We start from the raw sequence: 13,295 nt of genomic DNA on the forward strand, positions 1-13,295 counted from the left end.
GGAGACATGGACGAGACGATTTTTGATGTTGCCGTCATCGGACTTGGTTACATCGGCCTGCCCACCGCGGCCAGCTTCGCAGCCAAAGGAAAGCGCGTGGCCGGCGTCGATGTGAAGCAATCGACTGTCGACGCCGTCAACCGGGGAGAGGTTCCCTTTGTGGAACCCGATATGGGTGTGGTGGTCTCAGGCGCGGTCAGCCTGGGGAACCTCGTAGCCATGTCTACGGTGCCCGCGGCAGACGCGTTCATCATTGCCGTGCCCACCCCGCTCGCGGAGGGCAACGGCGCCGACCTCTCCTACCTTCGTAGCGCTCTCGAGGCCCTCGCCCCTAAGCTGCGCGGCGGCGAACTTGTGGTCCTGGAGTCCACGTCGCCCCCGGGCACCACGGACCGCCTGGGCACCCATCTCATGGAGTTGCGGCCGGACCTGTCGCTCGAAGCAGGTCCCGGACTGAACCATGTTCACATTGTGCACTCCCCGGAAAGGGTGCTGCCGGGGCGGATCATGGTTGAAATGGTCACCAACGACCGCGTGATCGGAGGCCTGACCGAAGAGGGGGCCCAGCTGGCCAAGCGGCTTTACGAGGTCATTTGCCAGGGCGAAATCCTGCTCACGGACGCCACCACAGCCGAAATGACCAAGCTGGTGGAAAACACGTTCCGCGACGTCAACATCGCCTTCGCTAACGAGCTCTCGCTCATCTGCGACAACCTGGGCATCGACGTGTGGAAGCTGATCGAACTGGCGAACCACCACCCGCGAGTGAATGTGCTTCGCCCCGGACCCGGTGTGGGCGGACACTGCATCGCGGTGGATCCCTGGTTCATTGTCGACGCCGTCCCGGAGCACTCCGGCCTGATACGCACCGCTCGCGAAGTCAACGACGCCAAGCCGCACCATGTGGTCCGGCAGGCTGTAGAGGCACTGGCCGGCCAGCCCGGGGCAACCGTGGCTGTCCTCGGCCTGGCTTTCAAGGCCAACATCGACGACGTCCGGGAGTCGCCGTCCGTGACGATCGTCCAGGAGCTCGTCCGGCAGCTGCCTGAAAGCACCATCCTGGTCGTTGACCCGAACGTTGAGGAACTCCCGACGGCGCTGGCAGCATCCGGCCTCTCCGCGCTCCACGGCATGGAGGAAGCCGTAGCAGCGGCGGACCTCGTGATGCTCCTGGTGGACCATGATGAATTCCTGGCCCTTGACTCCGTCGCCCTGGAAGGAAAACAGGTCATCGACACCAAGGGCATCTGGAACCAGCAGGAGCCCTCCGAGTCCAATCGGCTGCACGCGCCCGTTGGGGCCTCCGTCAGTGGATAAGGGAAGCCACGCCCAGTCAGCGGCAGCGGCTATTGAAGACGAGCTGCGACACGCCGGTTTTGCGCTCAAATCCCTGCACGCGCCGCGGCAGGAAACCCCACTCGTCCGAATCCTGATCTCGGCCGCGAAGGCCACGGACCTGGAGATTGCAGGGACTGTAGCGTCGCTTTTCGGCTCCGCGTGCCAGGATTTCACAGTGGACGTTCTCGTGGAGGACGGGCGGCCGAAGCTGGAGGAGTGGCTCGCCACGGACCGCCGCTTTTCATTTCCCCGAACGGACGGACGACAGCCGGCTGAGGCCGCCTACACGCTGGTGCTCAGCGCGGGAACGGCCATCGGCCTGCACTCGCTGGAGGCGATGATCGACACCCTGCGCCAAACGCAGGCACTTGTCCTGCGGGCACTAGTGGACGGGCAGTCCGGCGCGATGGAACTGTGGCAGACGGCGACCCTCCGGGAGCTGTCAGAAACCGGTGACCCTGAGAAGTCCGCACGAAGCGCCGGCGGTGAACGGTGGGTCTCGGGGAGTGCTCTGGGCCTGCACGACTTCCGTCGGCCCAAACCTAAGCTGCACCTGCGCAAAGGCGCCGCGGCAACCCTTGACCTCAATATCGTGGTCCGGGATTTGGCCGACGCCGCTACCCGCCTCGACTACGAGCAGAAGATCCGGCACCTCGAGGCACGGCTGAAGAAGTCCGAAATCGAGCGCCGCCGCCTGGAGCAGGGGATGGCCCCAAACCGCGGCATCTACCGCGCCCGTGCCATTGCCCGTAAGGGCCCGGCTTACATCCTTGGCCAGCTCAAGTCCCGCGCGGGCGGGGCGGGGAGCTAGCAGCATGCAGATCAAGAGCGTTGTCGTCGGCTCGGCAGAGCACTCCATGGCGCAGCTGGCGTTGGACCTTGGGCTGGACTACGCCCGCACGGACTGGGAGCACCGCGACCCCAAGACCGCGTCCGACTGGGAACACGCCGTCCCTGCAGATCAATTGTGGTGGGATCACTACGTTGTGCAGACCGAGTCGCTCGCCGAGGCCAGGACGCTGCTTCCCTTGTTCCGCAGCGAGGGACGGGCGCAGCGCTTCGTCTTCGTGATCCGCGGTCACTTCCCGGCAGCTGATCTGCCGGTGTGGACGCCGCGCAGCCTCCAGGTCAAGGCAGGCACGTCCGCCCTGACCGTGCCGGGACTCGGCTTCGCCGTGGTGGTGGAGGGCGGCAAATGGGTGAATGTGCACGCTGCCGCCCTCGCCGCACTCGGCTGTTGCTCGCCTGCCGCGCCGCGGCCGGTGCTGGGCGGACTGCGCGTCGGTATCAGCGACCCCTCAGCCGGCGCCTGGCTCGCTGGCGACTCGCTGGGCAGCTTCATGACGGAGCAGCTCCTGCAGCCCGAGCCGGATGACATTTATTCCGTCGACGTACTGATCGGTCCCGCCGAGCTCACGCAGCAGCTCAGTGATCAGATCCCCGCCCAACCAAGACGGGTAACCCCGCCGGTCTGGACTCCGTCGGCGACGGTGCTGCCTCCTGTTGATACCGCCGTCGTCTCTCCGATGGGATTCTTGCCTTACCCGGACAAGCCGGCTCGTGTGCTCGAGCCAAGGGAGCTCGGCCGAGGGGGAGACCTCAGCGAAACCGACCTCGCCGCCCTGCGCCCGCACGACTATGTCGAGGTTGATGGCAGCCGCTTCGGCGGCCTGGACCGGCAGTTGGCGCGGCGCCTGAGTCAGCTCGCCGTCGCCGGCGTGCCGATGATGACGCGTGGATTGCCCTCCCCGGTAAGGTCCATGCTGGGTGACCGGCTGGTGGACTGCATCGAGGCCTTCGACGCCGGTGACGCGCCGGTGATGCGGGAATCAAAGTCGATCGACCTACGCCGGACGGCGCTGGACCTCTACAGCCCGCGCGCCGTCTGGAACACATTGCTGGGCCGGCTCGGCAAGCCGCTATTTCCCGTACCCTCCGTGAGCGTGGTTCTGGCCACCCGCCGGCCGGAGAAGCTGGCGTCAGCCCTGGAGCAGCTGGCATACCAGAGCTGGGAAGCTGTGGAAGTAGTGGTGGTGCTGCACGGCTTCGACCCGGACCTCCCCGAAGTCCGCCGGGCTGTGGAGGCGTACCCCGGCGAGCTGCAGGTGCGCTCAGTTCCGACCGACATGATTTTCGGCGACGTGCTGAACGCCGGTGTCAGCGCCGCCGGCGGCGATCTTATCTGCAAGATGGACGACGACGACTGGTACGGCCCGCACCACCTGCGGGACCTCGTTCACGCCAAGGACTTCAGCGGTGCCATCCTAGTGGGGGCACAAGTCGAATTCGTGTACCTGGAAAGCCTGGACATCACCACCCGCAGGCCTCCGCTCGGCGAGCAGTACTCGGACCACGTTGCTGGCGGCACCATGATGCTCGGCAGGGATGATCTGCGTCACCTGGGAGGGTGGCGGCCCGTTCATCGTGCCGTCGACCGATGCCTCTTGCAGGCCGTCCAGGCCGCCGGGGGACTCATCTACCGCTCCCATGGCCAGAACTATGTAATGCAACGCCACTCCGGGGCGGATTCGCACGGCGGCCACACCTGGAACCCCGAGGACAGCATCTTCCTGCAAAGCGTTGCCGAACAATGGGACGGGTTCCAGCCGCCGCCACAAATCGGCCCGGTTTCGGACCGTCCTGCAGGAGCACGGCTGGATGCCATGCGCAGCCATTTCGTCCGTGCGCCGGGTCCAGCCCCATCTCAGTCCGCCCATACTACTCATCCGCACATTTAGAAGGCTCAGGGAATGAAATTTCAACAAGCTCTCCGCAGACTTGCGCGCCTGTCCCCGAAGAAGAAAGCGGCCGCCGCTTCCTTCGCCGTCCTCTTCGCCTTGGTAGTGGTGGCTGCCTACGCCCGCGCCCCCTGGATCCTGGCGCTGCTCGTGCTGGCCTTCGCGGCCGCGCTCGCCGTGGGCGCGCTCTACATGGATAGGCTCTTAAAGGGGGCCCGACGTGCTACAAAGCGCGCCACGGCGGCGCAGGCCAAGCTGGCCGCAACCTTGCCGGACCCGCGGCCCGGGGCTCTGGTTGAGTGGGGTGCCCGCTCCCGGATCCCGGAAGCGCGGCTTGCTCAGCGGTTGACCAAGCTCCGTTCCGTTGACGGCCGCGATGTCCTGGTCAGCACGGCTACCACGGGCCAGTGGGGCTGGCGGGACATGGCTGTTGCACTGGAAATGTACAGAATCGGAGGGAAGTCCCGGCGCAGCGTTCAGCCCGTCCTGGACAAGACACCCCGCTCCGTACTGCTGCATCTGGGCGACCTGTGCTTCCGGCAGAACGTTCTCCAGGATGACATCCTCAACGCGGCCACGCTGTACAAGTATGTCTTCCAGCGGCTCGGAGCCAAGCCGTTCCGGGAAAAGCGGCGTGGGGAATTCTTCCTGGACGCGCTGGCCCGGACAGGGCAGGGCGAGGAAGTCATCAGGCTTCAGTATCTTTACAAGGCTGATGAGATGAACGCCAATGACCTCCACCTGTACCGCGCCAACGCAGCCAACCCGTTCAAAGACGATGCAGCCGACGCCGACCAGTGGCTCGCCGAGATCAACGAGATCTATGAGCGGGCAGGGCTGTCCCGGCTTTCGCTGGCCGAGGGTACGGCACCGGCCTTTCTGCGCCTGAGCGCAGAAGTGCCGGAACCGGTGACGGACGGACCCTTGGTCAGCATCGTCATGCCCGTCTACAAGCCGGACGAATACACGGATCTTGCGATCCAGTCGGCGCTCAACCAGAGCTACCGGAACATCGAAGTCATCATCGTTGACGACGGTTCCGGCGGGGACGCTGCTGAACGGCTTAACAAGTGGCTGGCTGCGGACGATCGCGTCAAGCTGGTGCTCAACGAGCCCAACGCCGGCGCGTACACGTCGCGCAATATCGGCTACTCCATGGCTCAGGGCGAGTTCATCACGATCTTCGACGGCGACGACTGGCAGCACCCGCAAAAAATCGACCTCCTGGTCCGGGGTGCCCAGCAGCAGAGCGACGGACGGCTCGTTTCTGCTCCCTGGACCCGCGCGGACGAGGACCTCTTTTTCCACTACCGCGGATGGCGTGGAGCCTTCATCACGCCGGCGCACGTTTCCACGATGTTCCACACTCCCACCATCCGGGAGCACCTGGGTCACTGGGATTCCGTCCGCAAGGCCGCGGACACGGAGTTCATCCTCCGCTACCAGGTTGTCGTCAATGGCGAAGAGCCTTTCGAAGTGTGCGAGGCACCCTTGACGCTGTCCTTGGTGGGCACCTCGAACCTTTCCATGGAAGATTTCCGTCTGGGCTACAGGTCACCTGACCGGGTGTCCTACCGCGATTCCTACGAGCACTGGCACAAGATGATCCGAATGGGCGGACACTCCGGCTACCTGGACTTCCCGCTTGCCCGGAGGGCATTCCCTGCGCCGTCCAGGTTCCTCCCGGCCGGTGCCAAGCAGCAGGACCTGGAACTTGATATCCTGCTGGTCGGCGATTTCGGCGCTGACTCCCTGGTGGGCGCGCTGATGATGGAACACCTGGCGGCTGTGGCAGAGAAGGGACAGAAGGTTGGACTTATGCACTATCCGAGCCTCCTTCACACGGCAGCCATCGACCGTTCATATTCCGATGAGCTCATGGACGCCTTCCATGACGGGCGTCTTGTCCGCGTCGAAATCACGGACCGCGTGCGGTCCGCGTCAGTCAACGTCTATGACCCCACTGCGTTCCAGTACAGCCGAGAGCTGCGCAGCGGGCACGTTGCGGAACAGGTGTCCGTTTGGACGGACCAACCGCCCTACAACTGGGAATCTGACGAACACAAGTACGAGGTCGGGACGGTGGAACGCAATCTGTTGTCCGTGTTCGGCGCTCCCATCAAGTGGGTTCCGCTCAACGAACGGACCTGGCGGATCATCACGGAGTCCGGGCACGGACAAAAATCCATCGGTGACCATGTGGCGCAGCCGGATATTCTGACTATTCCCGACACCCCGGCGGAGGAAGCTCCGCTTGCACTGACAGGCTCCACCGTGGGCGCTTTTGAAGCAGGAGAGAATACGTGAATTCGCAAGACATTAGCCAAGGAACGGCGTGGGACGAGCGGAACAATGTAGAGATCCGCCGCCTGGGCTCGGCCAGCGAGATCGCCCACCACGCGTCTGAACCCTACGAGTTCGTAGTGCCGGGGGCGTCTGGCGGCCCGCTTGCTATCGTGGGACTTTATGCGCCCAGGGTATCAAAGACGCTGATCGTTACGTTCCATGGCTCACTGCAGCGGTCCAAATACCAGCTCCCGCGCTTTGAGTGGCGGAAGTCTCTTGCATCCATCGATGCCGCGCAGCTTTTCATCGCGGACTCCAGCCTCAACCTCAGCGACGGCATGCCTCTGGCGTGGTATATCGGCAATGAAGCCCAAGACCTGACTACGGATGTGGCATTGCTCATCAAGGAGATCGCGGCCTCAGCAGGATACGAACGAATCCTGCTGACCGGCTCCAGCGGAGGTGGCTTTGCATCACTGGCCGTCTCGCGCCAGATCAGCGGCTCGCTGGCCGTGTGCTTCTCACCGCAAACCCGCGTGGGAGACTACGAGCGGTCGGCCGTCGGCACTTTTACCAGGGTCTGCTTTCCCGAGAATGACGGCTACGACAGCATCGAAGAGAGTAACCGTCCGCGGCTGGACCTTCGACACCTTTACACAAACACCCGTGACCGCAACTTCGTGTGGTATGTCCAGAACACCCGGGATACTTCGCACTTCGAGAAGCATTACACGCCCTTCGCCGAGGCACGCGGCGTGGATCCCGCCCTAGGCGGACGTGACGCCTCCGGCCGCATTGAGTTTGTGCCGCAGGAACTGCAGGCGGGTCACGAGCCGCCGTCCCGAGGGCGTTTCCTTGGCCACGTCCTTGACGCCCATAAGGAGTTCTTTGGTGTAGCGCTCGCGAGTGTTGCCGACGGGGCTTAACGGCGCATCGTGGGCTGGCTTGCCACGCATTGACTGTGATTCGCACCATCTCAGATACGGTTTCACGGCCCGTGAATTGATGCTACGCAACCATTCTGCCTAGGTTAAAGGAAATAATGAGTTCTGAATGTGAATATGTATTTAAAGTAGCGCACAAGGCGAACGAGATTCAGCTTGCATTATGGTACGGGCAACCGCTCGGTGATAGGGCCGCCATCCTCACGGTCCGACTATATGACGCCACCGGTAAACGAGTCGCTAACAAGAGCCTGATCCAATCGGATGCAGTACCGAGACCCTACCTTTTTATTCCGGCTCAGTCCGAGTCCGGGCTTCACCGGGTTGGCAGCATCATGGCGACGCCGTCCGTCTCGACTGTCAAGGTGGCCGTCTTGGCGTGGCCGACTCTCGAGCCGATGAGCATGGACTCGTTTCCGAAGTCCTACATAACTATGGAACGGTCTGCGGTAGACGCGGCCCACGGTGAACGAGTGAGAACTAACATGATCCCAGGAAGGCCCAACGGTTCCTCTAAATGACACGGAATGTGGATATATCGGTCGTAATTGGCTTCAAGGATTGGGGTACTGGTCGTCTCCGGATGGCCGTTCAAACAATTCAGAAGTCATTCGGAAGCCTTACGGGTGAAGTAATCGTCTCCGACTATGGGTCGTCTGACTTTGAAGACACCCGCCACGCGATGGAAGAAATTGGGGCTACCTACGTATATACGCCTACCGACGGGGTCTGGTCGCGTTCCCGGGCCTTGAACGCGGGGTTTGCCGTCTCATCCGGACGGGTGCTTGTTTCAACTGACGCGGACATGATTTTTTCTCCGAAATCGATGGAAGTAGTTGGCAAGGCGATCCTTGACGATCCCCGTCTTGCGCTGGTACTTCAGTGCCGGGATCTTCCGGAAGGCTACTCCGACGAAGAACTGGACATTGCCAGCCTCGACTGGCCGCTCCTGGACAGGGTGTCTCGGATGCGGCCTCGCTGGGGAATGGGCGGGATGATGGCGGCCAGCCGATCGAAATTCCTGCAGATTCGGGGCCTCGATGAGCGGATGGAAATATACGGCGGTGAGGACATTGATTTTGCTAATCGGCTGAGACGCGCAGGCGCGAGACTGGAGTGGCTAGTCGATGATGACGTTCGCATGTTCCACATGTGGCACGCTCCGTCCAGGGCGATCGCCAATGAAACGCCCGAAGGGCGGCGGGCTATCGAAGTCAATCGGCAAATTCATGTTGAGGATAAATCATTTGTCCGAAACACGCTGAATTGGCAGCACCGGCCCTCCGACGCAGAACTGCCCGTGAGTGTCGTGATATCAACTTACAACCGCGGAGCATTTATTGGCGAGAGCATCAAGTCTGTCCTGGCCCAGACTATGGCAGATTTTGAACTTATTATTGTCGACGACGGTTCAACCGACGAGACCCGGGAAGTCGTGTCCTCATTCCGCGACGGGCGTATCCGATACTTCTACCGTTCGAATGCAGGTATTGCGGCAGCGCGGAACTTTGCTGCGTCTGTAAGTCGTGGCCGGTACACGGCTGTTCATGACGACGATGACATCATGCTGCCGTGGCGTTTGGAAAAACATCTGGAGGCGCTGCGGCCGGATCACCACGGTTCCTACGGTGCATGGGCAGACTTCAACAATCAGACGGGCGAGATGTTCCTGAACCCCGGGAAAGACGCGAGTCTCGGCGCCCTACTGAGTACCTCAAAGGTCTATCTTCATCCAACCTTGCTTGTGCAAACGGAAGTCATCCGGCGGCTTGGATATGACGAATCCCTTCGCAGTGGTTCCGACTATAATCTGGCCATCCGGATGATGAGATCGGGTGTGAAGCTCAATCACACTGGGTATGTTCACACCCTCAGGCGCCTTCACGGCGGGCAGATCACGGAAACAGACTCGGTTGTACAGAAGACCTCAGCTGTTTTGAGTGCCACAATGGGCCGGACTCCGATGTCAGGAGCCGAGGTGCGTGAGATGAGCAAGAAATACGCGAAAATACCTGTTAAGAATTTGGGCAACCACCCTGATGTCATAGACAGCCTGGCGACCCATCTGCCGAGTCATTTGATTCCTCGGACTGCGGTGGTGCGGCACGAAGTGAACCAAGTCACGCCGACCTTCAACGCATCGCAGTTCTTTGAGCGCAGCCTCCTCGAACATGACTGGGATGGCAACCTGGTTTCCCAGGTCGGTATCTACCGTGACGTCCGCGGTGAGCTTCTGGCCGCGCTTCGGGATGCCGGTTTGTCCGTTGAAACAGGCCAGCCTTCGGCCATCGATTCTCCGGAGCACATAATACTTATGGCAATCGAGGCATTCATCAGTCATCACAGGGCTGAATCTACGGGGCACGACCAGCCGATTCTGGTATATGTTTCCCCGAAACATCTTGATTGGTTGGTGCAATTGGTGACGGCGCATTCGCCTGAAGCTCTGTTCGATAAGCGGATACTGAGCGACGAATCTACGCAGACCCATATCCTCTACGTTACGGGCCTTCCGATGGAAGAATTGGAATCACTAGCTGCATACGCAGGGAAGAAAGATATGTCACTGCGTTCATGGATTGACTTCGCGGGCGATTTTGCCGATGTGGCGGCTTTCTTTGCAACAACTTTGAAAGGCGAACTAGTAAAGTGAAATTCGAATGGCTAGGTAACTCAGAAGCTGGAGGGTCAGCCCTTATCGCCTCGCCCGAGCGCTATGATGCTGTTCCCTATATCGAAGAGCTGATGATAGACGGACGGCCCAGGGTAGTCAGCGCCGATCGGCTAGCTGTCGCCGCCATACTCGCCTTTGGGTTCGACTCCAGCGGACCGATCGAACTGCCCTTTCCAGTCGGTCCGACAACAGCACAGGCGATCCAAGAGTTTTTGAACCCTACTTGGGTTGCAGTCTCGCCTATTGATTTCGTTCCCAAGGCCCTCCCTATCGGTGTGACTCGGATGCACCTGACTATGGATTCGCCGGCCGAGCGGAAGATTCTGAACAGTTTTGAAAAGCAAAGAACGGTTCATTTCGAGCTTCGTCGTTCGGATCGCTATGCCGGTCAGTTGATGTCGCTTGACCATCACATTGTCGTAAGTAATGCATGGATTTTCGGTGAAGCCGAAAGCGAAAGGTCGCTTTTGGCGGCATTGGCTGTTGGCGTACTTTTTGCCGAGAGCCTACAGGTTGATATCGTCGAATTCCCGCAGCTGACGCGTCTGCTACCTGAAACCGCTGAGTCTGTAAACAAGCTGCTCCAATCATGTCGCTTGGCCCTTGACGTTGTTGGGACAGAGAAAAATGCGAGAGAGAACACGGAGGCGAGTTCACGCGGCTAGTGGGCCAACTGTCCTCCGCGCTGGGCGGGCGAAGGGTTCTGATTCAGTTCGTTGGGTCCTGGCTGGTGTGGCCAGCCAGGAACCGCGCAAAGCGGCTCTTCGAGGTTTGTGGGGAATTGAGTCCGTGTCGTAGCTAAAGAAGGGGCCCGTGGCCCTGCTGGGATGAGTGTGTCTAGCATTCAACCAGGAACAGGACCACGAGCCTTGACTGAGCATACCGGGGCGGCGTCCGACGCTGCCACCAGCATCTTCAATCTGCCCGACTACCGCGTCATTTCGGCCACCGTGCTTACTGATGGCCGGCGCCAGATCATCGTTGAAACCGACCAGCCACCGGGCTGCCCGACTTGCGTTGTGGTGGCGACGCGGCGGAAGGAACGGCGCTTCCAACGGATCCGCGACATTCCCGTCGCCGGCGCCGTGGAGGTCCTCTGGTCCAAGTACCGCTGGTACTGCGTGGAACCCAAGTGTCCCCGGCTCTCGTTCTTTGAATCCACCGCCCAGGTCCCGCGCCGCGCCCGCTCCACCGGCCGGCTCCGGGGCCACGTCGTCGATGCGGTCATCAGCTCCGGCCGGGCCGTGTCCGAGACGGCCGCTGCGTTCGCGGTGTCCTGGTGGATGGTCCGTGCCGCGCTGAACGAAGCCTGCTTCCTCACCCTGCCCGACGTGGATGAGCTCAGCCCGCGCATGCTGGGCAGCGACGAACACCGGTTCCGATCCGTGCGGTATTTCCGTGACCCGGACTCCAGCTCGTGGATCCGGCATGAGCCGTGGATGACCACCATCGTGGACCTGGACACCGGCCAGGTCCTGGGAATCGTCGACGGACGGGATCACAAGGGCGTTGGCGACTGGCTGTTCGCCCGCCCGCTTCAGTGGCGGCTGGGCGTGCAGGTCGTTGCGATCGACCCGTCCGCGGCGTTCCGGAAAGCGTTGAGGATGTGGCTTCCCCGCACAGCTGTCGCGGTCGATCACTTCCACCTGGTGTCCCTGGCCAACCAGGCGGTGACAGAGGCCCGGCAGAATCTCTCCCAGCAGGTCAAGGGCCGCCGCGGCCGCGGCATCGACAAAGCCTGGGCCCACCGAATGCTGCTCCTGCGCGCCGGCGACAAGCTCTCTGACAACGCGGCCCACCGTCTGGCTGAGGTCTTCGCCGCCGATGACGCCACCGGCAAGCTCCAGGCAGTCTGGAAGGTCAAGGAACAGCTGCGGGCGCTGCTGGGCACCAACTCCCTGGCCGACGCCGCTGCGGCGAAAGAGGAACTCAAGACTCTCGTTGAGGCCGCCGGAAGGCAGGAGACGAACAAGCTCTATCGCACTGTCTGCCGGTGGTGGAATGAGATCGAAGTCCTCATCGTCACCGGCGCCACCACCGGCAAGGTCGAAGCCAACAACACCGGAATCAAGCACATCAAACGCACCGCCCGCGGCTACCGCAACGCAGGGAACTACAAATCGATTATCCTCATGACCAGTGCCGTCCGGACGGCGGCATGACACTCACCCGAGAATCAATTTCCCCACGAACCGCGAAGAGCCCGCAAAGCCCGATACGCTGGCTCGTGGTCCTGTTCAGGTTAAATGCTTAAACGGCTTTCCGTGGTTGGTAATGAATTTGGGTTCGTGTCTTTAGACGCTGAGGGCCCGTGGTCCTGTTCTGATGGAGGTTCTGGTCGCATCCATCAGAACAGGACGACAGCCTTGATCGAGCCTATTTCCCGGTGCTCTGATGTTGTCAATGAGCGCCTGATGCAACAGGGATGACCGGCAACGCCGTAAAACCGCCGGCCGCCCCCGACCTCGCAGCTTGCATGGCCGAAAGTCTGCAGGCCTTCTGAGGTGATCTAGACTGCCCGCGTCGTCCTCGTCGTTCGTGTCAGTGGCGAAGGACGCGTTCGGGTCGAAGGACGCACGTTCCTTCCTGCTTTGGTTGCTTCGCGCCTGGCGATGTTCCGAGGGCGTGGGAGGGCACATTCGCCTTTCGTCGGGCCACGCACCTCTTCAGTCGGACTCGGCTTCGTATGGAAGCATGCGCAGAGTTCGGTCTGACGGCTGTCAGTGACCAAACACCCACAATTCAGAAGGGAAAAGTGACGATGAAGCCGGAAGAAAGGAAAGGCGGCTCTGGGCGAAGATCGACGTCAATTACGATAACCGGAAGATTGAGGAACTATCCGACGCCGACCCTCTGATGGATGCCCCCGGTGACCGGGCATTCCGTGTACTGGTCGACGGCGATCTAATCCACAAGATTTGACGTCCGGACGCACCAGTTGCAGACTTTGGGAAGTACCAGTCGGACACAGTTGACCTGTCCGAAAAACGGTCCAAGGACGGCTCCCGAGGAGCTCACGTATCAAATCACGAAATGCGCGCTATTTACGTTTTTATTACTGCCAACAAGCAGCAGTGCACGGCGGAGAGTGGCTGAAAGACGCGGAACTAGGCTGAAGTGCGGCTGAACGTGGCACGAAACGGCTCACACGCCGTCTCCCCGTTGATGTCATACGCGTAGGACGGTACGAGGCTCATGGAGTCGATATCGATACTGATGGATGCGGCGTCGGTCGACCGTCCCTCCAGGTAGATGCGCGCCTCGCTGTATCCCGTCATGTCGAACGTTTTGGTGAACCTCTGCCACTCTGTGGTT

At 61.3% G+C, this 13,295-nt stretch carries 9 protein-coding genes; 8 read left to right on the forward strand and 1 reads right to left on the reverse strand.

Annotated elements, in window-relative coordinates; genetic code table 11:
- Nucleotides 1-6 precede the first annotated feature (6 nt).
- From wecC to AC1DGD_RS14380, 8 genes are all read left to right on the forward strand, one after another.
- Nucleotides 7-1,317 (forward strand): UDP-N-acetyl-D-mannosamine dehydrogenase, encoded by a 1,311-nt coding sequence (gene wecC / locus AC1DGD_RS14345; protein WP_476857228.1) that lies wholly within the window; start codon nt 7-9, stop codon nt 1,315-1,317.
- Nucleotides 1,310-2,149: a hypothetical protein gene (locus tag AC1DGD_RS14350; RefSeq protein ID WP_476857229.1), complete on the forward strand. Its 840-nt coding sequence runs from the start codon at nt 1,310-1,312 to the stop codon at nt 2,147-2,149. The genes wecC and AC1DGD_RS14350 overlap by 8 nt, the downstream gene beginning before the upstream one ends.
- A 4-nt stretch (nt 2,150-2,153) precedes the next feature.
- Nucleotides 2,154-4,076: a glycosyltransferase family 2 protein gene (locus tag AC1DGD_RS14355; protein ID WP_476857230.1), complete on the forward strand. Its 1,923-nt coding sequence runs from the start codon at nt 2,154-2,156 to the stop codon at nt 4,074-4,076.
- A gap of 12 nt (nt 4,077-4,088) precedes the next feature.
- Nucleotides 4,089-6,383 (forward strand): glycosyltransferase family 2 protein, encoded by a 2,295-nt coding sequence (locus tag AC1DGD_RS14360; protein WP_476857231.1) that lies wholly within the window; start codon nt 4,089-4,091, stop codon nt 6,381-6,383.
- Nucleotides 6,380-7,288 (forward strand): hypothetical protein, encoded by a 909-nt coding sequence (locus tag AC1DGD_RS14365; protein ID WP_476857232.1) that lies wholly within the window; start codon nt 6,380-6,382, stop codon nt 7,286-7,288. Before AC1DGD_RS14360 ends, AC1DGD_RS14365 begins: the two co-directional genes overlap by 4 nt.
- Before the next feature lie 535 nt (nt 7,289-7,823).
- On the forward strand, nt 7,824-9,959 hold the full coding sequence (locus tag AC1DGD_RS14370; protein WP_476857233.1) for a glycosyltransferase: 2,136 nt from the start codon (nt 7,824-7,826) through the stop codon (nt 9,957-9,959).
- A complete protein-coding gene (locus AC1DGD_RS14375) occupies nt 9,956-10,645 on the forward strand; it encodes a hypothetical protein (RefSeq protein WP_476857234.1) in 690 nt (229 codons plus the stop codon). The genes AC1DGD_RS14370 and AC1DGD_RS14375 overlap by 4 nt, the downstream gene beginning before the upstream one ends.
- 204 nt (nt 10,646-10,849) lie before the next feature.
- Nucleotides 10,850-12,142, forward strand: coding sequence for an ISL3 family transposase (locus AC1DGD_RS14380; protein ID WP_476857235.1), 1,293 nt, complete (start codon nt 10,850-10,852; stop codon nt 12,140-12,142).
- Nucleotides 12,143-13,087: 945 nt separating this feature from the next.
- Here AC1DGD_RS14380 and AC1DGD_RS14385 read toward each other — a convergent pair.
- Nucleotides 13,088-13,258 (reverse strand): hypothetical protein, encoded by a 171-nt coding sequence (locus AC1DGD_RS14385; RefSeq protein WP_476857283.1) that lies wholly within the window; start codon nt 13,256-13,258, stop codon nt 13,088-13,090.
- Nucleotides 13,259-13,295: the final 37 nt, after the last annotated feature.

The organism is Arthrobacter sp. 05T45 (assembly GCF_056395875.1).

What these genes read in the sequence shown, in the direction of transcription:
- wecC (WP_476857228.1), top strand. Translation starts at nt 7, where the DNA reads ATGGACGAGACGATTTTTGATGTTGCCGTCATCGGACTTGGTTACATC.
- AC1DGD_RS14355 (WP_476857230.1), top strand. Translation starts at nt 2,154, where the DNA reads ATGCAGATCAAGAGCGTTGTCGTCGGCTCGGCAGAGCACTCCATGGCG.
- AC1DGD_RS14360 (WP_476857231.1), top strand. Translation starts at nt 4,089, where the DNA reads ATGAAATTTCAACAAGCTCTCCGCAGACTTGCGCGCCTGTCCCCGAAG.
- AC1DGD_RS14370 (WP_476857233.1), top strand. Translation starts at nt 7,824, where the DNA reads ATGACACGGAATGTGGATATATCGGTCGTAATTGGCTTCAAGGATTGG.
- AC1DGD_RS14385 (WP_476857283.1), bottom strand. Translation starts at nt 13,258, where the DNA reads ATGACGGGATACAGCGAGGCGCGCATCTACCTGGAGGGACGGTCGACC.